The organism is Klebsiella sp. 2019SCSN059 (genome assembly GCF_021739525.1).
GTDB lineage: Bacteria > Pseudomonadota > Gammaproteobacteria > Enterobacterales > Enterobacteriaceae > Klebsiella > Klebsiella quasipneumoniae.
Map to the genome: position 1 here is coordinate 16,730 of NZ_JAKKOM010000032.1, position 23,508 is coordinate 40,237.

General features: G+C 59.5%; 19 protein-coding genes and 1 riboswitch. Of the genes, 5 read left to right on the forward strand and 14 right to left on the reverse strand.

From position 1 onward, the window contains the following. Window positions 1-7 precede the first annotated feature (7 nt). From L2I46_RS23670 to dalD, 9 genes are all read right to left on the reverse strand, one after another. A complete protein-coding gene (locus L2I46_RS23670; protein WP_032736203.1) occupies window positions 8-871 on the reverse strand; it encodes an ABC transporter ATP-binding protein in 864 nt (287 codons plus the stop codon). Then, a complete protein-coding gene (locus tag L2I46_RS23675) occupies window positions 843-1,748 on the reverse strand; it encodes an ABC transporter permease (protein WP_002912641.1) in 906 nt (301 codons plus the stop codon). Before L2I46_RS23675 ends, L2I46_RS23670 begins: the two co-directional genes overlap by 29 nt. Beyond that, window positions 1,745-2,782, reverse strand: coding sequence for an ABC transporter permease (locus L2I46_RS23680; protein ID WP_236948268.1), 1,038 nt, complete (start codon window positions 2,780-2,782; stop codon window positions 1,745-1,747). The genes L2I46_RS23675 and L2I46_RS23680 overlap by 4 nt, the downstream gene beginning before the upstream one ends. Continuing rightward, complete coding sequence (locus L2I46_RS23685; protein WP_236948269.1) at window positions 2,779-4,401, reverse strand: ABC transporter substrate-binding protein; 1,623 nt, start codon at window positions 4,399-4,401, stop codon at window positions 2,779-2,781. The genes L2I46_RS23680 and L2I46_RS23685 overlap by 4 nt, the downstream gene beginning before the upstream one ends. A 119-nt stretch (window positions 4,402-4,520) precedes the next feature. Then, on the reverse strand, window positions 4,521-5,675 hold the full coding sequence (locus tag L2I46_RS23690; RefSeq protein WP_004175129.1) for a mandelate racemase family protein: 1,155 nt from the start codon (window positions 5,673-5,675) through the stop codon (window positions 4,521-4,523). A gap of 297 nt (window positions 5,676-5,972) precedes the next feature. Beyond that, a complete protein-coding gene (locus L2I46_RS23695; protein WP_023340529.1) occupies window positions 5,973-6,635 on the reverse strand; it encodes an HAD family hydrolase in 663 nt (220 codons plus the stop codon). Window positions 6,636-6,683: 48 nt separating this feature from the next. Beyond that, window positions 6,684-7,961, reverse strand: a complete 1,278-nt coding sequence (gene dalT, locus L2I46_RS23700) for a D-arabinitol transporter (RefSeq protein WP_236948270.1) — start codon at window positions 7,959-7,961, stop codon at window positions 6,684-6,686. A 70-nt stretch (window positions 7,962-8,031) separates the two neighbouring features. After that, a complete protein-coding gene (xylB, locus tag L2I46_RS23705; protein WP_236948271.1) occupies window positions 8,032-9,495 on the reverse strand; it encodes a xylulokinase in 1,464 nt (487 codons plus the stop codon). 10 nt (window positions 9,496-9,505) lie between these two features. Then, window positions 9,506-10,873, reverse strand: a complete 1,368-nt coding sequence (dalD, locus tag L2I46_RS23710) for a D-arabinitol 4-dehydrogenase (RefSeq protein WP_236948272.1) — start codon at window positions 10,871-10,873, stop codon at window positions 9,506-9,508. Between the two features lie 206 nt (window positions 10,874-11,079). Here dalD and L2I46_RS23715 point away from each other — a divergent pair, with 206 nt between their 5' ends. Next, a complete protein-coding gene (locus tag L2I46_RS23715; RefSeq protein ID WP_012541054.1) occupies window positions 11,080-12,021 on the forward strand; it encodes a sugar-binding transcriptional regulator in 942 nt (313 codons plus the stop codon). Window positions 12,022-12,102: 81 nt separating this feature from the next. Here the strand turns inward: L2I46_RS23715 and fbaB are convergent, their stop codons facing one another. The 3 genes from fbaB to thiM all read right to left on the reverse strand — a co-directional run bounded on the left by fbaB (window position 12,103) and on the right by thiM (window position 14,873). Continuing rightward, window positions 12,103-13,155 carry a class I fructose-bisphosphate aldolase gene (fbaB, locus tag L2I46_RS23720; RefSeq protein ID WP_004201578.1) on the reverse strand — a complete coding sequence of 351 codons (1,053 nt, stop codon included), beginning with the start codon at window positions 13,153-13,155 and terminating at the stop codon, window positions 12,103-12,105. Window positions 13,156-13,302: 147 nt separating this feature from the next. Then, window positions 13,303-14,103 carry a bifunctional hydroxymethylpyrimidine kinase/phosphomethylpyrimidine kinase gene (thiD, locus tag L2I46_RS23725; RefSeq protein WP_008804064.1) on the reverse strand — a complete coding sequence of 267 codons (801 nt, stop codon included), beginning with the start codon at window positions 14,101-14,103 and terminating at the stop codon, window positions 13,303-13,305. Further along, entirely contained in the window at window positions 14,100-14,873 is a 774-nt protein-coding gene (thiM, locus tag L2I46_RS23730; protein WP_236948273.1) for a hydroxyethylthiazole kinase, read from the reverse strand. Before thiM ends, thiD begins: the two co-directional genes overlap by 4 nt. 34 nt (window positions 14,874-14,907) lie before the next feature. Then, window positions 14,908-15,005, reverse strand: a riboswitch (TPP riboswitch). Window positions 15,006-15,244: 239 nt separating this feature from the next. Between thiM and L2I46_RS23735 the strand changes: the two genes are divergently transcribed. Next, window positions 15,245-17,221, forward strand: a complete 1,977-nt coding sequence (locus tag L2I46_RS23735; protein WP_023290409.1) for an alkyl/aryl-sulfatase — start codon at window positions 15,245-15,247, stop codon at window positions 17,219-17,221. 67 nt (window positions 17,222-17,288) lie between these two features. Here the strand turns inward: L2I46_RS23735 and L2I46_RS23740 are convergent, their stop codons facing one another. Further along, the gene (locus L2I46_RS23740; RefSeq protein ID WP_123822858.1) at window positions 17,289-17,924 is read right to left on the reverse strand and encodes a helix-turn-helix domain-containing protein; all 636 of its coding nucleotides are present in this window, start codon (window positions 17,922-17,924) and stop codon (window positions 17,289-17,291) included. 201 nt (window positions 17,925-18,125) lie between these two features. Between L2I46_RS23740 and L2I46_RS23745 the strand changes: the two genes are divergently transcribed. Continuing rightward, complete coding sequence (locus tag L2I46_RS23745; protein WP_023290411.1) at window positions 18,126-20,102, forward strand: alkyl/aryl-sulfatase; 1,977 nt, start codon at window positions 18,126-18,128, stop codon at window positions 20,100-20,102. A 140-nt stretch (window positions 20,103-20,242) separates the two neighbouring features. Continuing rightward, a complete protein-coding gene (locus L2I46_RS23750; protein WP_101978505.1) occupies window positions 20,243-20,665 on the forward strand; it encodes a universal stress protein in 423 nt (140 codons plus the stop codon). Here the strand turns inward: L2I46_RS23750 and L2I46_RS23755 are convergent. Then, on the reverse strand, window positions 20,662-21,576 hold the full coding sequence (locus tag L2I46_RS23755) for a LysR family transcriptional regulator (protein WP_158240115.1): 915 nt from the start codon (window positions 21,574-21,576) through the stop codon (window positions 20,662-20,664). The two genes, L2I46_RS23750 and L2I46_RS23755, sit on opposite strands and share 4 nt — an antisense overlap. A gap of 120 nt (window positions 21,577-21,696) precedes the next feature. Here L2I46_RS23755 and L2I46_RS23760 point away from each other — a divergent pair, with 120 nt between their 5' ends. Further along, complete coding sequence (locus L2I46_RS23760; protein WP_172740547.1) at window positions 21,697-23,508, forward strand: adenine deaminase; 1,812 nt, start codon at window positions 21,697-21,699, stop codon at window positions 23,506-23,508.

A 23,508-nucleotide genomic window follows, 5' to 3' on the forward strand; every position in this document is an offset into this window, starting at 1 on the left:
CCGCTCCTTAATCCGTTAACCAGCTGGCCTGACGCTGCAGCACCGGCAGTATCGGGCGACGATGCTGCATATCCGGCAGCGAGTTAATCAATCCCTGAGTGTAGGGGTGACGGGCGTTATCGAGATCTTTAGCGGCGATGGACTCCACTACCCGTCCGGCGTACATCACCAGTACGCGGTCGCAGAAGCTGCGCACCAGGTTGATATCGTGGCTGATAAAAATCAGCCCCAGCCCGCGCGACTGAACCAGGTCATCCAACAGGCCCAGCACCTGCAGGCGCACCGACACGTCCAGCGCGGAGGTGGGCTCATCGGCAATGATCAGTTCCGGGTCGGTAATCAGCATCATGGCGATCATGATGCGCTGCCCCTGTCCGCCGGATATTTCATGCGGATAAAGCTGATAAACGCGCTCCGGCTGGCGAATACGCACCACCTCCAGCATCTCCAGCGCCCTGGCTTTCGCCTCATCTTTGCGCCCGGGATGATGAGTAAGCCAGGCCTCGGCGATTTGCTTACCCACGCAGACCACCGGATTAAGCGAATATTTCGGGTCCTGCATAATCATAGAGATACGTTTGCCGCGTACGCCGCGCATCTGCGCTTCGCTAAGATGCTGCAGATCGAGGTCGGCAAACTGCATCCGGCTGGCGCTGACGCGGGCCTTTTTCGGATGCAGCTGCAGCAGCGCGCGCCCAACGGTGGACTTACCCGAACCGGACTCGCCGACAATGGCCAGCTTCTCATGCCCCAGCTGGAAGGAGACGCCGCGCACGGCGTGGGTCACCGCGCTACCGTTAACAAAGTCGACACACAAATCGCGCACGTCGAGCAGCGGAGCATTATTCACTGCGGGGATCGAGGATGTCACGTAGGCCATCTCCTAAGAAGTTGAACGCTAAGCTATTGATCAGAATCGCCAGCCCCGGAATGGTTACGACCCACCAGCACTCCATCATATAAGTGCGCCCGCTGGAGATCATCGCTCCCCACTCCGGCTCTGGCGGCTGCGCGCCGAGGCCGAGAAAGCCGAGGCCGGCCGCGGTCAGAATGATCCCGGCCATATTCATGGTGATACGGATAATGACCGAGGGCAGACACAGCGGCACGATATGGCGCCAGAGGACGCGGGCCGATGAAGCGCCCTGCAGACGCACGGCGGAGATAAAATCGGCCTGGCGCAGAGAGAGCGTTTCGGCGCGCGCCAGACGGGCAATCGGCGGCCAGGCGGTCAGCGTGATGGCGATAACCACGTGCTCCAGCCCCGGTCCTAAAGCGGCGACAAACGCCAGCGCGAGGACCAGACTCGGGAAGGAGATGAAAATATCGGTGACGCGCATCAGCACCATATCGACTTTACCGCCGAAATAGCCGGCGCTGACGCCCAGCAGCAGCCCGAGCGGACCGACGGTCACCGAGACCAGCAGCACGATATAGAGCGTGATGCGGGAGCCGTACACCAGACGACTAAAGATATCCCGGCCAAACTCATCGGTGCCGAACCAGTGCTGTGCATTCGGCGCGACCAGCGCACTATTCAGGTCCTGTACCAGCGGGTTATAAGGCGCAATCAGCGGCGCGAAAATCGCCACCACCAGCAGCAGAAAGATAATGCCTCCGCCGATGGCCGTGAGCGGATTGCGCGCCATTTTGCCGATAAACCCGACGGCCCGCGCCGCCGCGCGTTGCAGCCGCTGACGGCCTTCGCCCGCACCGCCCGAAAGCGGCGAATCCAGAGAAACGGTCATGATTTTGTCCTCGGGTCAAAGAATTGATACAGCAGGTCGGAGAGCAGGTTGAGCATCACGAAGATCACGCCCACCAGCAGCACGCAGCCCATCACCGCATTCATATCGCCCAGCAGCAGGCTACCGGTAAGGTAGGAGCCGAAACCCGGCCATGAGAAGACGGTTTCAATCAGCACCGCGCCTTCCAGCAGCGCGCCGTAGGCCAGCGCCACCACCGTCAGCAGCTGCACGAGGATGTTACGAAACGCATGGTTCCAGATAACCTGACGCTCGGTCAGCCCTTTCACCCTCGCGGTAATAATGAACTCCTGCGACAGCTGGGCCAGCATAAAGCTGCGGGTCATACGGCTGATATAAGCCAGCGAGTGAAAACCCAGCAGCGAGGCGGGAAGAATCAGATGATTAATGGCGTTCCAGAACACCTGTCCGTTTCCTGCCAGCAGCGCATCAACGGTCATCAGGCCGGTACGGCGCGGCACAATGCCGTCCAGACCGAGGTCTACCCGCCCGGCGCCGCCCACCCAGCCGAGCCAGGCATAGAAAACCAGCAGCCCCATCATTCCGACCCAGAAAATCGGCGTCGAGTAGCCCGCCAGGCTGATAATGCGTACCACATAATCGGAGAAGCTATTGCGTCGCGCCGCCGCCAGCACGCCCAGCGGAATTCCGAGACCCGCGCCGACGAGAATCGCCATCGTCGCCAGCTCCATGGTGGCCGGGAAGACGCGGATAATATCGTCCACCACCGGTTTCCCGGTCAGCAGCGCATTGCCCAGATCGCCGTGCAGCAGGTTGACGAAATAGATGCCAAACTGGGTGGCCAGCGATTTATCAAACCCCAGTTGCTGGTAAACCTGCTGATAGGTACTCTGGTCAGCATCCGGACCGACGATCGCCAGCACCGGGTCGATAGGCATGACGCGGCCAATGGTAAAGGTCAGCAGCAGCAGGCCGAACAGCGTAATCACCACCTGCAGCAGCCGTTTGGATAAGCGCCGGCCGCGTGAGCCGGGCGCAAGGATTGCGGTACTCATCCTTTCTCTCCTTCGCGGACTTTATAGACGTCACGCAGAAAAGTGGTGGCGGAGGGGTGCGGCTGATACTCCCGTACCTCGTTGCGCACGACGACCGAATCAACCATCTGCGAAAGCGGAATTAAAGCCGGAACCAGCTGGTCGTAGCGTGTCTGGATGGCCTGGTAGTCAGCCACCTGTTTTTGCGGATCGCGTTCCAGCAGGGCCTGGTCAATCATCGTATTAAGCTGCGGGTCGTAAAAACCGGTACGCCAGCCCTGAAAGTTGGTCAGACGCGCCTCATCGCTGTTATCCGGGTTATAGACCAGCGCGCGCAGGCTGGAGTGCGGATGCGGCTCCATTCCGCTGCCGCCGCGTCCCACCAGCAGGTCAAATTTACGCTCGCGCATCGCGCCGTAGATCTGGTTACCGGTGCCGGTGATGATTTTGGCGTTAATCCCCGCCTGCATCAGCGTCGACTGCACGGCGATAGCGATGTTAAGAAATGGCTGATCGGAGAGGACCCGCAGCGTGGTATCAAAGCCGTTGGGATAACCCGCTTCCGCCAGCAGCTTTTTCGCCCGCGCCACGTCCAGCTTATAGCCAGGGTCAGGCAGCGTAGACGGTATGCCCGCCTTAATCGGTCGCTGGTGCAGCACACCGTAGCCCGGCATCAGCGCTTTATTGATACCCTGGTAATCAATCAGATAGCGCACCGCTTCGCGCACTTTCGGTTGGGCGAAGTGCGCCTCTTTCATGCTCATCGCCACGTAGTACATGGTGCCGCGCTGCACCGCATCGACGGTCAGCTGCGGGTCGCTGCGCAGGGCGTTGATATCGGAAACCGCCATGTTGTTGGCAATATCGAGGTCGCCTTTTTCGATCATCAGGCGCAGAGTTTGCGACTCCTGGAAATGGCGCAGCACCACGCGGCTCATTTTCGCCTCGCCGCGCCAGTAGTCAGGATTGCGCTTCATGCGCAGCACCTCTTTTGCCTGCCAGGTTTCCAGCGTAAACGGCCCGGAACCGGCTTCATGGGTGGTTAGCCAGCGGTTGCCCCAATCGTTATCCTGCTGGTGGCTTTGCACCGTTTTACTGTCCAGCACCCCGAGGTTGCCCAGCGCCGCCAGCGAGTAAATCACCAGTTGCGGATCGTTATCTTTGGGTAATACGATTTGCACCGTGAAGCGGTCCGGCGCGCTGACCTGGCTGTCGATATTTTTCTTACTGAAGCCATAGGATTTCCATACCGAGGCCTGGGCCAGGTTGAGGTGCAGGATGCGCCGCATCGACCACACCACATCGGCGGCGGTCAGCAGGTTACCGGAGTGAAACTTGACGTCGTCGCGCAGATGAAAGGTCAGGGTTTTGCCGTCGGGGCTGATATCCCAGGATTTCGCCAGCGCGGGCCTAACGTCGGTGAGCTGTTCAGGGTCAAGCTCTACCAGCGAGTCGTAGAGGTTGACCACGATTCCCACCACTTCGTTACCGGTCATCGCCGCCGGGTCAAGGGTGAGCAGGTTATTCATATTCATGCCGATGATAAGCTGATCGGGCGGCGTTTTCGCCACCGCCGCCCCGCTTCCCATCGACACGGCGAGCGTGAATAAGCACGCTGCCAGTAGGGAGTTTTTTTTCATATCTCTGTTTGCCTGTACTGTAGGGTACATGTTGCCGGATGGCGGCATTTTCGCTTTATCCGGCCTACCGGGCCGCAGACCCGATAAGCGCAGCGCCATCGGGCATTTATTTTTTTGAATCAGTCGTGGCTAACGGTATTGGCTTCGATATACGCAAAATTAATGTCTTCGCCGAGGCCCGGACGTTGTGACAAATGCACAAATCCCTGGTCATCCATCGGGTCAACAATGCTATTGAGATAAGCCGCCGGTTCATCGTAGTCGAGGAACGGATGCAGCAGGCCGCGCTCGTACCAGCGGCAGTTGCGGATCGCGCCGACCACCGCCAGGCTTGCCGCGCCGTTGCCGTGGACTTCGCAATCCATGCCGAAAGATTCCGCCAGCGCCGCGACCTTCATGGTCGGGGTAATACCGCCCACGCCGTTAGCGCCGGCGCGCAGAATGTCGCACGCTCCGGCTTTCACCCATTCGGCGCGCATGTGGTGCTTGCCGCCGAAGCTCTCCGGCCCGACGATGGGGATCGACAGGTTTTCCGCCAGCCACGCGTAGGAGGACATCGAATCCTCCTCCATCGGCTCTTCAAACCAGGCGAAATTGAGTTTTTCCAGCTCTTTGCCGATCCACAGAGCCTCGGCGCGGCTGTACCAGTGATAGCCGTCAATCATCAGGTCAATATCCGGCCCTACCGCTTCGCGCACCGCCGCGCAGGCTTTAATATCCATTTTGGGATTGGGCGCAAAAGAGATTGGCGGCATCCAGGTGTGCAGCTTGATGGCCTTGTAGCCGCGGGCGACCAGCTTTTCGGCAAAGGCGGCATACTCCTCCGGGGTCGACAGACCACCCGGCAGATCGTCGCCGCACATCGTGCTGCCGTAAGCCGGGACGGTGTCGCGATAGCCGCCGAGCAGCTTGTAAACCGGCATCTTAAGGCTGCGGCCTATCAGGTCCCACAGCGCCTGTTCAACAAACGACAGCGCGCGCTCCGTTAGCTGATGTGCGCTGCCGCGCTGCCAGTGGTTAAGATCCTGCCAGATACGCTCGCGGTTAAACGGGTCCTGCCCCACCAGCACTTTGCGAAAAAAAGTATTCACCACGAACGGGCGCACGACTTCCGGAGGCGCAAACGAAAAACCCTGCGCCCCATCATCAGCGGTGATGGTCAGCATCGCCATTTTGGCCATGCTTTCAGCCCCTGGATGGGAGTGCCCGGCGCTGTCGGAAACCCGACGAGTGGGATACTGGAAAACGGTGACATTCACAGATTCAATTTTCATGCTCAATCCTTATCACGGCCAAATCCGATCGACAGAGGTAAATCGGCAAAGCGGTTTCACATTATTGAAAATATGTTTCAATATATAATCTAAGCACAATTACGTAGCAGTGCCTCGGACAAACACCGCTAAGCAAGGCCATAAATTTGGGCATTGGCACAACAAGACGTGACTGTTTTCACAAAAGATGAGCGAAATATGAGGCGGATCGGCATGGAGAAAAAAGGGCGTGAGCGCAGAAAAGAGAGTGACCGACCGTGTACATCCCGGGATTTTCTGCGCTCACGAAAGCGTAAGTTATGCGACCGCCGCTGGCTCGGCGTTAAGCGCTTCCAGCAGTTCAGGTAAAGTTTGATAGCGGCCGACAGCGGCCTGATAGCGCCCCTGTCGGCTATCTTCGGCAACCACCGCCGTGGGAATACCGGCGGCCTGAGCCGCGCAAAAACCGTTGTAACTGTCTTCAATCACCAGGCACTGGCTGGCGTTGAGATTGAGCTTGCGCAGCGTCGTCAGGTACACCGCCGGGTGCGGTTTGCCGCGTGGTTCATCATCCGCGCTGGAAACCACGTCGAAAAAGTGCCAGAGCGAGAGCTTGTTCAGCACAGCGGCAATAACCTGGCGGGATGATGACGTGGCGAGCGCAATCTGATAGCCCGCCTCGCGAAAATAGCGTAACGCCTCATGCACGCCGTGCATCGGCTCGCCTTCGGTGGCGATCAGGCCGGTAATACGCTGCAATATCGCGGCTTCAAGCCGCTGCGGGTCAAGATCAAGCTGAAAATAGCGGCACCAGGTGCCAGCGATTTCGTCGAGGCGTTTGCCTTTGGTGAGGGTTTCACACTCATCCACGCTCGCCGTTGCGCCCCACTGCGCGAGGGCGTCAATCTGCGCCTGTCGCCACAGCGCCTCGGAATCAATAATTACGCCATCCATGTCAAAAATAACCGCCTGCATACTCATTCGTTCACCTCATTAAGGCTGGCATGCGCTTCATGCCAGCCGCATCACCTAAGAGAATTCAACCTGCTCGCGGGCGGTTGCTTCCTTGTGGGAGAACCCCGGCTGCTCCACGCGGATAAAGGCGCAGAGGAAAAAGGCCACCACGTACAATGCGGTGTAGGCGATCACCACCCCGATGGTGCTGAAGAACGGCAGCAACACCACGGCAATCGCCGGCGCGAGAAAGTTCGACATCCCCGCCGACAGGTTATAGACCGAAATCGCCGCGCCTTTGTGCTTCGGCTCCAGCGCCGGGAACACGGCGGCCAGCGGCACGAAGGCGGCGACAAAGATCCCGAGGGCGATGGCGGGGATCAGCGCCATCGCAAAGCTATGGCCAAAGTGCTGAGGGATGTAGTAAAACGCCAGGCTGGAGAGCGCCATCCCGATGCAGCCGAACCAGCGCACCACCTTCATCCAGCCCAGTTTTTCCCCCAGGATCCCCCACAGCACGTTAGAGAAAATGGTGGTGAAGAAGAAGACTGCCCATACCTGGAGCCATTCTGAAGTGGTGAAGCCCAGCTCATCGACAAACATCATCGGCATAATGACCGCAAAACCGAACAGCGAGAGGGTATTGATAATCCTGACCATGCTCGACAGCAGAATATTGCGGTTGGTATAGAGCAGCGTCGCGGCGCGTCCCAGCTCGGAAAATTTCTGGCGAGTGGTGAGATTCTGCATATGCTGCGGCCTTTGAATATGGCGCAGGGAAGCCAGGGCAATCACGCCCCCGGTGACGCAGAAGGCCAGCGCCAGCCATAAAGTCCCCAGTTCGCCAATGTGCGGAATGGTGAAGCTCGGAATATAACTGCCGAACACGCCGATGCCGATGGAATAGACCGCCCAGAACCAACCGATGGCCGAGCTGGCATTGTCGCTTTTGACGTTATGGACAATCGCCACGATAAACGAGTAGAGGAACAGCGGATAGGCGAAGCCGCGGATGCCGTAGAAAATCAGGATCAGCGCATAGTTGGCGTGACCGAGGCCGAAAACGAGGAACAGCACGTGGAACACGCACCACAGCACGAAGCCAATCATCATCGTTTTCAGCGGGGTGATAATTTCCGCCACCACGCCGGAAATCCACGCCGACAGCGCGGCGGCCAGGCCGTAGAGGGTAAAGGCAAAGGAGGCCTCCGCCGGAGAGAAGCCGAGCGCTTTGATATAGTGCGACATAAAGGCTAATTCGAAACCGTCGCCGGTCATAAATACGGCAATGGCAATGTATCCCCAGAGCAGGTTCAGGGGTAAACCGAGCCACTGTTTATTATTGATAGACATAATGACCTCGTTTTCAGGGTACAGGGTGGCCGCTCCGCAACGTGCAACGCAGCGGCTGTTATGATGAAAATCAGTGCTGCCGATAATTCAGATCGTTTAAATACAGGTCTTTAAACTGCGCGTAGCGTTGCATCAGGGTGTGGTGGCGAACGGGATCCGCACGCCAGGTCTGCCAGACTTCCGGTTTTTCACACACCGCGGCAATCGGTTTGCCCGCTGCCAGACAGGCCAGCCGCGCCGCGCCCAGAGCGCCGCCCGTCTCTCCCCCTTTATGGGTCACCACCGGCATAGCGAGAATATCGGCCAGCAGCTGGGCCCAGAACGGACTGCGGGCGCCGCCGCCCACCAGCGAGCACTGCGCGATCGACGTACCGCTCTCTTTCAACACCTGCAGGCCGTCGTTGATACCGAAGCTCACCCCTTCCAGCACCGCGTAGCCAAGCTGAGCACGCAGGCTGGCGTGGGTCAGGCCCCAGAACATGCCGCGCGCATCAGGATCGTTATGCGGAGTACGTTCACCGGAGAGATAGGGCAAAAAGAACGGGGCGTGGGCTTTCTCCTCCTCGCTGAGCTCGGCAATTTCCGCCAGCAGCGCCACCTCCGTGGTGCCGGTCAGGCGGCAGAACCACTGCAAACAGCTGGCGGCGCTCAGCATGACGCTCATCTGGTGCCACAGGTTCGGCAGCACGTGACAAAACGCATGTACCGCCGACTGCGGCGCCGGACGATAGGCGTCGGTCACCACAAACAGCACCCCGGAGGTGCCGAGCGAAATAAACGCATCCCCCGGCGAGACCGCGCCGACGCCAATGGCGCTAACCGCGTTATCCCCCCCGCCCCCGGCCACCACCACCGAGGCGTTCAGCCCCCAGCGCGCCGCCACCTGCGGATCAAGGGTGGCGGAAACCTCGCAGCCTTCGACCAGCGTCGGCATGTGGCTGCGCGACAGGCCGCACTTGTCCAGCAGAGCGTCGGACCAGTCGCGCTTCGCCACGTCCAGCCACAGCGTCCCGGCGGCGTCCGACATGTCGGAGACTTTCTTCCCGGTCATCCGATAGCGCAGATAATCCTTCGGCAGCAGCACCGTGGCGGTGCGCTGAAAGTGTTGCGGCTCATGACGGCGCACCCACAGCAGCTTCGGCGCGGTAAAGCCCGGCATCGCCAGGTTGCCCGCCACCTGATGCAGCTCCGGCGCCATCGCCTCCAGCTCGGCGCACTCTGCGGCGCAGCGGGTGTCGTTCCACAGAATGGCCGGACGGATCGTCTCCCCCTTTTCATCCAGCAACACCGCGCCGTGCATCTGTCCGGAGAGGCCAATCGCCTTGATGGCCGGCCAGTGCTGCGCGCATTTTTCCCGTAGCGTGCTCATCAGGTACTCCGTCGCCTCCCACCATAGCTCCGGTGATTGTTCTGACCAGTGCGGATGGGGCCGCTGAATGCTCAGCGGCGCGCTATGGCTGGCGATAACCTCATAGTTCTCATCAATGACCAGCGCTTTGACTTCCGATGTGCCGAGATCGATACCCAGATACATAGCCACCTCTTTATTTAATCAGCGTGTAAACGGCGGCGACTTTCTCGCGCATCAGCGCCAGGAAATCCGCGTTATTGGCGAGGTCACCAAACAGGGCTTTATCGCGGGCATAGACAGCCACCGGATCCTGAGCCTCATACATCTCATGCACCGCCTGCGCATCCAGGATGCCGTCCTGGTACTGATAGGGCAGCGTTCCCTTATGCCACTGCTCCATAAAGACGAAGAACAGCGCCGGCAGCATGGCGGTCGCCTCAGGGCGGACGCCGCGCTGATAGCACTCCTGCAGCGTGGGGGCGATCATCGCCGGAATTTTCGAGAAGCCGTCGGCGGCGACGCGCTGGTTGGTGTCCTGGATATAGGGGTTGGTAAAGCGTTTGAGCACCACATCCCGGTAGGTGGGCAGATCAATGCCGTTATCGCCGAGGCAGGGAATGACATCCTCCGTGACGTAGCGGTCGGCAATGGCGTAGATAGCATCGGTGAGCGTGCTTTCATGAATATACTGCTGGCCAATTAAGGTTCCCGCCCAGGCAATGCAGCTGTGCGACGCGTTCAGAATGCGGATTTTCGCCTCTTCATACGGGATGACCGACTCGACCATCTCCACGCCGACCGCTTCCAGGTTCGGGCGGGCATCACGGAAGTGGTTCTCCACCACCCACTGGATAAAGGTCTCCCCCATCACCGGCGCTTTGTCATCAATCCAGGTTTGCGCTTTGATACGGGCCGGCAGATCGGCCGCCGGACGCGGGGTTATGCGGTCCACCATGGTGTTCGGACAGGTGGTATTGGCCGCCATCCAGTCAATCACCGCCTGTTTGCCGGTGAGCTGCAGGAACTCGACCATGCCGTCGTGGAAACGCTCGCCGTTGTGGCGCACGTTGTCGCAGTTGAGCAGGGTCAGCGGCCCGGCGTCGTCGGCCATGCGCTTCTCCAGGATCCGCGCGAGGGTGCCATAAATGGTTTTGCACTCGCCTTGCAGGTCGGCCTGCAGATCGGGGTTACTGGTTTCCAGCTGATGGCGGGTGTTCAGGTAGTACCCCCCTTCCGTCACAGTAAAGGCGATAACTTTGGTCTGCGGGTTCGCCCCTTCGTTAATCAGCGGCTGCAGCCCGGCCTGCCACGGCAGCAATTTCTGGATAGAAGTAATTTCTTCATATTCGCGCTCCCCTTCCGGGCTGACGGTCTCCAGGACGTAACGTCCTCCCTGCGCCGCCAGCGCCTGCACCACCTGCTCGGCGTCGTTACGAATATTTCCTGCCGCGATGTGCCAGCGCTTATCCCCGGACGCTATCAGACGATGCAGATACCACGCCTGATGCGCGCGATGAAAAGAACCCAGACCGATATGAAGCCATGTGAATTGATTGTTCATGTTCTGTTCTCCTTGAGTTGATGGCGCCACTGTAATTGATCATTTGACCAAAATAAGAGCCACAGATCACAAAAGAACAATTACCCAATTAAATTACAAATGACCAATAAAGAGCAAAAGCTTGCCAGTTATGCCAACCACGGCGAGAATGCGGGTATTCGCCGGGCCAATTGCGAGCCCTGGTCAGCAACTTAGGGCGGGAAACCATGAGTAAAGAAGACGATATCCGGTTGGATCAGAAGGTGCGTGCCGCATGGATGTACTACATCGCCGGTCAGAATCAGAGCGAGATTGCCAGCCAGCTGGGTACCTCCAGACCGGTGGTGCAACGGCTGATCGCCGCCGCGAAAGAAGAAGGGATAGTGTCGATTAATTTGCACCATCCGGTAGCAAACTGCCTCGATTATGCGCAGTTGCTGCAGGAAAAGTATCGGCTTCTCGAGTGCAATGTGGTCCCCGCCTTTAGCGAAGAAAGCACCCTCGACAGCGTGTCGTTTGGCTGCTATCAGCTGATGGCTCGCTATCTGCAGGATGATAAGGAGAAAATCATCGGCCTGGGCTCGGGCCTGACCCTGAAAAAAGCGCTGCAGCGCATCGATTTTGACAGCCTGAATACCCGCTGCGTGGCGCTGATCAGCGCCATGAACGCCGACGGGCAGTGCAATTATTACGATGACGTGCCCCTGCTGCTGACCCGCAAAATTAAGGCCAAGTACTATCAGTGGCCGGCGCCGCGCTACGCCCAGAGCGCGGAGGAGCATGAGATGTGGTGCACCAACCGCTTATTCCGCAGCGTCTCCGGCGTCGCCCAAGAGGCGGACGTGATTTTTGTCGGCATTGGTCCCCTGGGCACGCAAAGTCCGATCTTTAAAGACGGGTTTATCAATCAGGCGCAAATGGATGAGCTGACCGCGCGCGGCGGCATCGGAGAGATCCTCGGACGGTTTATCGATGCGGAAGGCCACGTGGTAGACAGCGAGATCAACCGCATGATCACCAGCTATGATATCCGTCAGAACCACTGCCCGCGTATTGCCGCGGCCTGTGGAGAATACAAACGACCGGCGATCCTGGCGGCCCTTAAAGGCGGCTGGATCAATGGTCTGGTGACCGATGAACATACCGCCCGCTGGCTGCTGACGCGGTAACGGCGCGGCCTGAAGGCGCATAAAGAACGGTAACCCCGGTGCGCGTTGCGCCACCGGGGATCCCAACGATACTCGTGCTTATCAGGCGATAGTCACTTTCCCGTCAAGGTAGACGTCCTGCACGGCATTGATCAGCTTCACGCCGTCAGCCATCGATTTCTTAAACGCTTTGCGACCAAGGATCAGCCCCATACCGCCGGCGCGTTTATTGATCACCGCTGTGCGCACCGCGTCGGCAAGGTCGGTCTCCCCGCCCGCCGCGCCGCCGGAGTTAATCAGCCCGGCGCGGCCCATATAGCAGTTGGCCAGCTGGTAGCGCACCAGATCTATGGGGTTATCGCTGGTCAGTTTGCTGTACACCCGATCGTCGGTATAGCCGAAGTTAACCGCTTTGTAGCCGCCGTTATTCTCCGCCATTTTTTGCTTAACGATATCGGCGCCGATGGTGGCCGCCAGGTGGTTGGCCTGACCGGTCAGGTCCGCGGAGACATGATAGTCGACGCCATCTTTCTTGAACGCCGAATTGCGCAGATAGGCCCACAGCACGGTGACCAGGCCCAGCTCATGGGCCCGCTCAAAGGCGGCGGAAATCTCTTCTATCTGACGACGCGATTGTTCCGAGCCGAAATAGATCGTCGCGCCCACGGCCACCGCCCCCATATTGAACGCCTGCTCAACGCTGGCATAGAGGGTCTGGTCGTATTCGGTGGGGTAGCTCAGCGTTTCGTTATGGTTGAGCTTCACCAGGAAAGGGATGCGATGCGCGTAGCGGCGCGACACCGAGGCCAGCACGCCGTAGGTCGACGCCACGCAGTTACAGCCGGCTTCGATCGCCAGCTCGACGATATTTTTCGGATCAAAGTACAGCGGGTTGGCGGCGAAGGAGGCGCCCGCCGAGTGCTCCACGCCCTGGTCAACCGGCAGAATGGAAAGGTAGCCGGTTCCCCCCAGGCGTCCGGTATTGTACAGGGTCTGCATATTGCGTAGCACCGCCGGTGGTCGGTTATTATCCACCATCACCCGATCAACATAATCTGCCCCAGGCAGATACAGCTGGTCGGCCGGAATGGTTATACAACGGTGCTGCAACAGGCTCTCGGCATCTTTGCCCAGCAACTGCGTAATATCAGTCATAGCAATCTCCCGTAAGGCCGGCCGAAGCCGGCATGCATTATCCCAACCCAATTTTTTTGGGCAGGTTAAGCTTGGTACCGACTTAGCCTATTTTCCAGCCGGGGGGCCATTTTTTCAGGAGATTCTGCTGTCCCGTTGCGCTGCCATTTACCACCAGGCGTGGAAATGGTGCACCGGCCCGATGCCGTGGCCCACTTCCAGAGAGTCGGCCTGCGCCAGGGCCGCCGACAGCCAGGCCTTCGCCTCGGCGACGGTGGCCGCCCAGTCCGCATGACGGGGGCGCAGCGCCGCCAGCGCGGCGGAGAGCGTGCAGCCGGTGCCGTGGGTATTTTTGGTCTGCACGCGAGGCGTGGTAAACCGCTGTTCCCCTTCGCGGGTGAAGAGCCAGTCCGGGCTTTCGGCGTCGTCGAGATGGCCGCCCTTCATTAATACCGCGCCGCAGCCCAGCGCCAGCAACGCCCGCCCCTGCTCCAGCATCTCGCGCTCGGTGCGCGCATGGGGGGCATCGAGTAGCGCGGCCGCTTCCGGCAGGTTCGGGGTGATCAATGACACCTGCGGCAACAATCGTTGACGCAGGGTCTCCACCGCCGAGGCCGACAGCAGCGGATCGCCGCTTTTCGCCAGCATGACGGTATCCAGCACCACGTTGGCCACCCGGTAGCGCGCCAGCCGCTCGGCCACGGCTTCCACAATATCGGTCTCCGCCAGCATGCCGATTTTGGTGGTATCGATGCGCACATCGCTGAACACCGAATCGAGCTGCGCGGCCACAAAATCCGGTTCGATGCGATAGACCGACTGCACGCCGCGGGTATTCTGCGCCACCAGGGCGGTGATCACCGAGCAGCCATAGGCCCCCAGCGCGGAGAAGGTTTTCAGATCGGCCTGGATACCGGCCCCACCGCTGGGATCGGTGCCGGCGATGGTCAGGGCGTTGATGCGTTTCATCCCTGCACCTCCTGATACAGCGCGTCGAGAAACGCCGGAATAAAGCTGCCAGGGCCTCCCTGACGGGCGGCGATCTGCCCGGCCTGCTTCATCAGCCCGCAGGCGGCGGCCACGTTTTCCAGCCGGTCCCCCGGCAGCGCCGCGCTCGCCGCCACCACCGCCGACAGCGCGCAGCCGGTGCCCACCACCCGGGTCATCAGCGGATTACCCCCCGCCACGCTGAGCACCCGCTCGCCGTCAGTGACGTAGTCCACCTCGCCAGTGACCGCCACCACGGTAGCCAGCCGGCGAGCCAGCGCCTGGGCCGCCGGCAGCGCCGCGGCGGCCGTATCGGTGGTATCCACCCCGCGCCCGCCGGCGCTCATCCCGGCCAGCGCCAGAATTTCGGAGGCATTGCCGCGAATGGCCGCCGGCTGGAAGGCCAGCAGCGCGTGACAAAAGGCCGTGCGCACGGTCAGGGCGCCGACCGCCACCGGATCCAGCGTCCAGGGCTTGCCGGCCTGGCGGGCCTGCTCCACTGCGGCACGCATGGCCACTGCGCGATCTTCGGTCAGGGTGCCGACGTTGATTAACAGCGCATCGGCGATGGCGGCGAACTGCGCCGCTTCGCGGGGATCGATCACCATCGCCGGCGAGGCGCCGACGGCCAGCAGAACATTGGCGGTAAAGGTCTGCACCACGTCATTGGTCATGCAGTGCACAAGGGGGGAATGGGCGCGCAGCAGATGGCGCAGGTGCGCGACAGGCGCGGGATTCAACAGCTCAGGCATGGTTTGCTCCCGCCAGACGAGGTAGAAGCAATGACCCTGCGGTCTCTGACTTCCCTACGCTGGCATTATCCAGATCAGGTGGTACGGGTATTTCTCAGCCTTCAACGAAGAAGGGCACCCCGAGTCATAAAATCGGTACAACATTTTCCTGAAGCAGGGTACGAAATGTGGCGGTGTAACACAAGCTGACCGGCTTTTTTTCCCCGTTCGTCAGCTAATACAAAAGGCGTAATTTCTGATTAAAAATGTGTTTTTTGCAAGCAAAACTGGATGAATGTAAATGTGTGGTTATATTTAAAAAATCTGTAACAAACAGTCACCTGCGTTAAATCGGTAAAACCGAACGAACCATGCAATAAATGAGGATTGCAATGAAATTAACCCCGATAGTGAAAGGGTTAGCGTTAGCGGGCATGTTAAGTAGTCTCGCTTTCGCCGCCTGGGCAGATACGTCAGCCAAAGAGGCAACCGAAGCGACCAAAAAAGCGAACGATGCCCTCTACAACCAACTCCCCTTCTCCGATAACACCGATTTCACCAATGCGCATAAAGGCTTTATTGCCGCCCTGCCGCCAGAAGTCATCAAAGGCGAACAGGGCAATGTCATCTGGGATCCGGGCCAGTACGCCTTCATTAAAGAAGGGGAAAAAGCGCCAGAAACCGTAAACCCGAGCCTGTGGCGCCAGTCGCAGCTGATCAACATCAGCGGCCTGTTTGAAGTCACCGACGGGGTCTACCAGATCCGCAACCTCGATCTCTCCAATATGACAATCATTGAGGGTAAAGAGGGGATCACCGTCGTAGACCCGCTGGTCTCGGCTGAAACCGCCAAAGTCGGCATGGATCTCTACTATAAGAACCGGGGTAAAAAACCGGTCGTCGCGGTGATCTACACCCACAGCCACGTTGACCATTACGGCGGCGTGCGCGGCGTGGTTGATGAAGCCGACGTCAAAGCGGGTAAAGTCAAAATCTACGCGCCGTCCGGATTTATGGAAGCGGCGGTGGCGGAAAATATCATGGCCGGGAACGTCATGAGCCGCCGCGCCAGCTATATGTACGGCAACCTGCTGAAGCCGGACGCTAAAGGCCAGGTGGGCGCGGGCCTGGGGACTACCACCTCGGCAGGCACCGTCACCCTGATTGCGCCAACCAACATCATTGATAAGGATGGCCAGAAAGAGGTGATCGACGGCCTGACCTATGACTTCATGCTGGCGCCAGGCTCCGAAGCGCCGTCAGAAATGCTGTGGTATATCGAAGAGAAGAAATTGATCGAATCCGCAGAGGATGTCACCCACACTCTGCATAACACCTACTCGCTGCGCGGGGCGAAGATCCGTGAGCCGCTGCCGTGGTCGAAATATATCAACCAGGCGATCGTTCGCTGGGGCGATAAGGCTGAGATCATTATGGCCCAGCACCACTGGCCGACCTGGGGCAACGAGAACGTGGTTAACCTGCTGAAGAGTCAGCGTGACCTGTATCGTTACATCAACGACCAGACCCTGCGGATGGCGAACGAAGGCCTGACCCGCGATGAAATCGCCGCTAACTTTAAGCTGCCGGACGGCCTCGCCAATACCTGGGCTAACCGCGGCTACTACGGCTCGGTCAGCCACGATGTGAAGGCCACCTACGTGCTGTATCTCGGCTGGTTCGACGGCAACCCGGCCACCCTTGACGAACTGCCGCCGGAAGAAGCGGCGAAGAAGTTCGTCGAGTACATGGGCGGCGCGGATGCCATCCTGAAGAAAGCGAAAGAGGATTACGACCAGGGTAACTACCGCTGGGTTGCCCAGGTGGTGAGCAAAGTCGTTTTCGCCGACCCTAACAACCAGCAGGCGCGTCATCTGGAAGCCGATGCCCTGGAGCAATTAGGCTATCAGGCGGAGTCCGGCCCGTGGCGTAATTTCTACCTTACCGGCGCCCAGGAACTGCGCAACGGCGTGGTGAAAGGTCCGACCCCGAACACCGCCAGCCCGGACACCGTCCGCGCCATGACCCCGGAAATGTTCTTTGATTATCTGGCGGTCCATATCAATGGCGAAAAAGCGGGCAATGCGAAGTCGGTCTTCAATATCGATCTGGGCAATGACGGCGGTAAATATAAACTGGAACTGGAAAACGGCGTGCTGAACCACACCGCCAATGCGCAAGCCAAAGAGGCGGATGCCACCCTGACGCTGGATCGCGCTACCCTGAATAAAATCATTCTCAAAGAAGAGACCCTGAAGCAGGCGGAAGATAAGGGGGAAGTTAAAATCAGCGGTAACGGGGCCAAACTCGATGAAATGTTAGGCTATATGGACCCGTTTGACTTCTGGTTTAACATCGTGACGCCGTAATGATTCGCTGACAGGCGTCGTGGGTAACAAGACAGAGCATTCTGCCTTGTTACCCTCTCCTGCCCGGTCAGTACTCCGCAGGCAGCGGTCGATCGATAGAGATCAGTTTGCCACGTTTCATCGTGATATATCCCCCCGCCTTTAAGTCCGCCAGCACGCGAAACACATGAGTGCGCGAAAGATTGGTACGCCGGATGATAAATAACGCCAGCCCCTCATTTTCACCCTCATGCGTATGCTGCCGATACAAATAGCGATACAGCATCGGACGAATCGTCTGGTAACTGGTGACCTGGCGACGTTCATTGTGCAGGTCGATGGTAAAGATACTCATGAACACCAACACCTGAGCCAGCGCCTCAACGCGCTGCGGGTGGGTAGCAATAAAAAGGCGATCAAAAGTGGCGTAGGAAATTTTACGCAGCGTCACGGTTGCGCTTCCGGTATATTCAAATTTCGCCAGCGGGCAATACCGCTCCATCAGGCCAATCGGCATATGCTCAATAGTATTACCGATATTCAATCCATCATCCGGCATTAATATGGATAGCGAACCCTCGGTGCAAAAATAAATATACCCCGGTTGCGGGCACCATTTTTTATTGGCGGAGAGAATAACCTCTTCACCTTCCACGAGGATATCGGCAAAAAAGTCGGCTATGGCTAACGTCTTATAATAACTATGTATTTCCTGGAAATTCATTCTCTGCCCTCGCCTGCGCCGTTAGCGACAGTATAGCAGTCCTCGCCTGCTAAAGACGAGGGGATCCTTTGGCGGCGCCGCGCCAGTCCCATATGGGACTATTCAGCGGAATATTAGTCTTTAGAATAAACGACAAGCCATTCACTTTTTAAGCGGGAGATATTTTTTATTTCCGCAAAATAAATTACCTGAGAGGTAGTGATGAAATTAAATCAGATAGCCAAAAATCTGGCGCTGGCCGGAATGTTATCGTCTTTGTCGGTAACCGCCTTTGCCGCCGCGCAACAACAGGATGCCACACCGGCCACGCGGGAGGCGAACCAGGCGCTATACCGTAAACTGCCGTTTGCGGATAAAACCGACTTTAACAACGCCCATCAGGGATTTATCGCGCCCCTGCCGCCGGCGATGCTCAAAGGTGACCAGGGAAATATTATCTGGGATCCGGCCAAATATAATTTCGTCAAAGAGGGCGAAAAGGCGCCGGACACCGTCAATCCCAGCCTGTGGCGACAGTCGCAGCTGCTGAATATCGGCGGTCTGTTCAAAGTCACCGACGGCGTTTACCAGATCCGTAATCTCGATCTTTCCAATATGACCATTATTGAAGGCAAAACCGGGATCACCATCATCGACCCGCTGCTAAGCGCCGAACCGGCTAAAGAGGCTCTGGCGCTCTATTTTGCCCACCGGCCGAAAAAACCGGTGGTGGCGGTGCTGTTTACCCACAGCCATGTGGACCACTACGGCGGTATCCGCGGGGTGGTGGATGAAGCCGATGTCAAAGCCGGAAAAGTGAAGATTTACGCCCCGGACGGCTTTATGAAAGAAGCGGTTTCCGAAAATATCATGGCCGGTACCGCGATGAGCCGCCGCGCCAGCTATATGTATGGCAACCTGCTGAAGCCGGACGCCAAAGGTCAGGTTGGCGCCGGTCTCGGCACCACCACCTCGGCGGGTACCGTCACGCTGATCCCGCCGACCAACTACATTACCCATACCGGTCAGCAGGAAGTGATCGACGGCCTGACCTATGACTTTATGATGGCGCCGGGCTCGGAAGCGCCGTCTGAGATGCTGTGGTATGTCAAAGAGAAGAAAATGATCGAGGCGGCAGAGGATGTCACCCATACCCTGCACAACACCTACTCGCTGCGCGGCGCCAAAATCCGCGATCCGCTGGCGTGGTCGAAATACATCAATGCCGCCATCGACCGCTGGGGCAACGATGCGGAAGTGATTATCGCGCAGCACCACTGGCCGACCTGGGGCAACGATAATATCGTTAAGCTGATGAAAGGTCAGCGCGATATGTATCGCTATATCAACGACCAGACTCTGCGGATGGCGAATTTGGGCATGACCCGCGATGAGATCGCCGCCAACTTCAAGCTGCCGGAGTCCCTTGAGAAACAGTGGTCCAGCCGCGGCTACTACGGTTCCGTCAGCCACGATGTGAAAGCGACCTACGTCTTCTACCTCGGCTGGTTCGACGGCAACCCGGCCACCCTCGACGAGCTGCCGCCAGAGCAGGCGGCGAAGAAGTTCGTGGAATATATGGGCGGCGCCGATGCCATCATGCAGAAAGCCAAAGCCGACTACCAGCAGGGGAACTACCGCTGGGTGGCGCAGGTGACCAGCAAAATCGTCTTCGCCGATCCGAACAATCAGCAGGCGCGTCATCTGGAAGCCGACGCCCTGGAGCAGCTCGGGTATCAGGCGGAAGCCGGGACCTGGCGCAACTTCTACCTCACCGGCGCTCAGGAGCTGCGTAACGGCGTACAGAAACTGCCGACGCCGAATACCGCCAGTCCGGATACCGTGCGGGCGATGACGCCGGAAATGTTCTTCGATTATCTCGGGGTGCATATCAACGGCGAAAAAGCCGGGGCGGCTAAAGCGGTCTTTAACATCGACCTGGGTAAAGACGGCGGCAAGTACAAACTGGAGCTGGAAAACGGCGTGCTTAACCATACCGCCAATGCGGTAGCCGACAACGCAGACGCCAGCATCTCGCTCAGCCGCGACACCCTGAATAAGATCATCCTGAAACAGGAGACGCTGAAGCAGGCTCAGGCTAACGGCGAGGTTAACATTAGCGGCAATGGCGCTAAGCTCGACGAAATGCTGAGCTATATGGACACCTTTGCCTTCTGGTTCAACATCGTCACCCCGTAAGCGCAACGCGCCCCACGCTCCCCCGCCGCCTGTCAGGCCGCGGGGGAACTTTATCTGCAGACAAACGCGCCGAGGGTTTGCCATCCCCCCGCCCGCGGCTCAAAATACGCTGAGGACAACTTTTTTGCGCGGAGGTATTTATGGCGCTTTATCACCATGCGCTGGTACTGATTAACAGCAGTCAGGACGGCGTCCCGCTGCTCGAGCATGCCGCCAGAATGGCGGAAGAGAACGGCATGCGCATCACTATCGCCCACATCAGCACCGACTACCGGGCGCTGAACTATGTTTCCGACAGCCTGCGCGACGATCAGGTCTCGCAGGAGGTGATCCAGGCCAAAGCCCTGCTCAACGAGCTGGCCTGCACCGTCTCCCTGCCGGTGGATACCCTCTCGCTGGTGACCACCCGCCGCTTTGAAGATGTCGAAACCTGCGTTCGACAGCGGCAGATCGATTTAATTATTGCCGGGCACCATAACCGGCTGCTGGGCGTCCTCTCCTCACACTCGCTGGAGTACATCAACCACTTAACCATAGACGTGCTGATCAAGCACCTGCGCTAGCGCAAGGCGGCCTGTAGCAGGGAAAAACAGTCTTCGATAAGCGGCGGCAGCGCCTGCGGCCCGCGCATCAGGGCCACCGTGCGGGTCAACGCCGGCTGCTGCAGCTCGGCGACCTTGAGCGCCGGGTCCTGCAGATGGGTGGTGTACAGCTCCGGCAGTATCGCCACCGCTAAGCGCGAGCGCACCAGGCCATACAGGGTTTCGATATAGTCCACCTGGTAGCGGGTGGTCAGCGTCAGGCGATGGCTCTCCACTAATGCCGCCACCAGCCGCTGAATATTGCCCTTCGAGAAGACGGCAATGTCCCGCCCCACCAGCTGTTTCCACGGCAGATGCGCCTGCGCGGCCAGCGGATCGTCGCGGTGCAGCACCGCCACGAAGGGATCGTCGCGCAGCGGATAGATCAGCAGTTCTGCGGGCAGTGAGCTGTCGATCGCCCCGATGCCGAAATCAATCTCGCCGCGCAGCAGCGCCTGGATGAGCGCATCGTTAGTCTGATCGTGAAATTCAATACGCAGGCGGGGAAAGGCCTGGGCCAGGGTCTGCGGCAGCAGCGGAAACAGCAGCGAACTGACCGACGGCACCAGGCCGATGCGCACCGTCCCGTCGCCGCCCGCCTCGACGATCTGCTGCATATCGAAAAAGGCCGCCTGCGCCACGCTGAGGATCCGCTGGGCGTGGGGTAAAATCGCCGCCCCCAGTTCAGTCAGGGTGACCGCCGAAGCGGTGCGGTTGACCAGCTTGCCGCCGAGCACCGTTTCAATCTGCCGCAGAGCGCTGCTCAGCGCCGGCTGGCTAATCGCCAGCCGACTGGCGGTATCGGTAAAATGGCGCAGCTGGGCCAGGGTGACGAAATACTGAAGCTGTTTAAGAGAGAGCGCGGGCAGCCGCTGCCAGGGTTCGTTCATCATCGGGTTCGCTACGGTGGTCCTGCACAATAACCCGAGCTTATCGGGTGATAAATTTATTCATCTGGGCAAACGTTTGCTGTGCCCCTAGAGTATCCGCATTATCCTTGTGCCGGAGTGGTTATGTCCAGCAATGCTCAAGTCCGCCGTCGCGCCGTGCAGGCCGCGCGCGGCGAATCCCCGTTTGATCTGCTGCTGGTCGATGCGCAGATCGTCGATATGGCCACGGGCGAAATCCGCCCGGCTGACGTCGGTATCGTCGGCGAGATGATCGCCAGCGTCCACCCGCGCGGCAGCCGCGTCGACGCCCATGAAGTGCGTTCCCTGTCCGGCGGCTACCTGTCGCCCGGCCTGATGGACACCCACGTGCACCTCGAAAGCTCCCACCTGCCGCCCGAGCGCTACGCCGAAATCGTCCTCACCCAGGGCACCACCGCGGTGTTCTGGGATCCGCATGAGCTGGCCAATGTGCTCGGCGTCGAGGGCGTGCGTTACGCGGTAGACGCCAGCCGCCACCTGCCGCTGCAGGTGATGGTCGCCGCGCCGTCGAGCGTGCCCTCCACCCCCGGCCTCGAAATGTCCGGCGCCGATTTCGCCGGCGCGGAAATGGAGACCATGCTCGGCTGGCCGGAAGTGCGCGGCGTGGCGGAAGTGATGGATATGCACGGCGTGCTGCACGGCAGCGAGCGAATGCAGGAGATTGTCCAGGCCGGTCTCAACAGCGGAAAACTGATTGAAGGCCACGCCCGCGGGCTGAGCGGCGCCGACCTGCAGGCCTACCTCGCCGCCGGCGTCACCTCCGATCATGAACTGACCTCGGCGGACGACGCGCTGGAAAAACTGCGCGCCGGGCTGACGATCGAGATCCGCGGCTCGCACCCCTACCTGCTGCCGGATATCGTGGCGGCGTTGAAAACGCTGCCTCACCTCTCCTCGCAGATCACCGTCTGCACCGATGACGTGCCGCCGGATATGCTGCTGGAGAAAGGCGGGATCATCGCCCTGCTCAACCTGCTGATCGAGCATGGATTACCGGCGGTCGATGCGCTGCGTTTCGCCACCCTCAACGCCGCTCTTCGCCTGCAGCGCCACGATCTCGGGCTGATTGCCGCCGGGCGACGCGCCGACCTGGTGGTGTTTGATTCCCTGGAGAAACTGGCGGCCCGCGAAGTCTACGTTGGCGGGGAACGGCTGGCCCATGCCGGCCGCCTGCTGAAGCCGATCGCCCCGGCGCCGGGCGTGACGCCGCCGCGCGATACCTTGCAGATAGCCCCCCTCGCCGCCGATGACTTTATCCTGCGCATCAAGGGCATTCGCCACGGCGTTGCCCGCCTGCGCCATATCCGCGGCGCGCGCTTCACCCAGTGGGGCGAGGTCGAAGTGCAGATCCGCGACGGCCAGGTCCAGCTGCCCGCCGGCTTCAGCCTGATCTGGGTCAAGCACCGCCACGGCCGCCATCAGGCGACGCCGCAAATCGCCCTGCTTGAAGGCTGGGGCGAGCTGCGCGGCGCCATCGCCACCAGCTATTCCCACGATTCACACAATCTGGTGGTGCTCGGGCGCAATGCTGAGGATATGGCGCAGGCGGCCAACCAGCTTATCGCCTCCGGCGGCGGGATGGCGCTGGCGCAACGGGGCGAGATCCTCGCCCATGTGGCGATGCCGATTGCCGGCATGCTGTCGGATCTCCCGGCCGCCGAGCTGGCGCGTCAGTTCCGCGAGCTGCGCGATCTGAGCAGCAAAGTCGCCGACTGGGAGCCGCCGTACCGGGTCTTTAAGGCCATTGAAGGCACCTGTCTTGCCTGTAACGCCGGGCCGCATTTAACCGATTTGGGTCTGACCGACGGCGGCAGCCGCCAGATAGTCGACCCGTTGATAGCCTGCCGGGAAACCCCGGCGCCAACGCCTCACAACAATAATCCTCAGGGAGCCTGA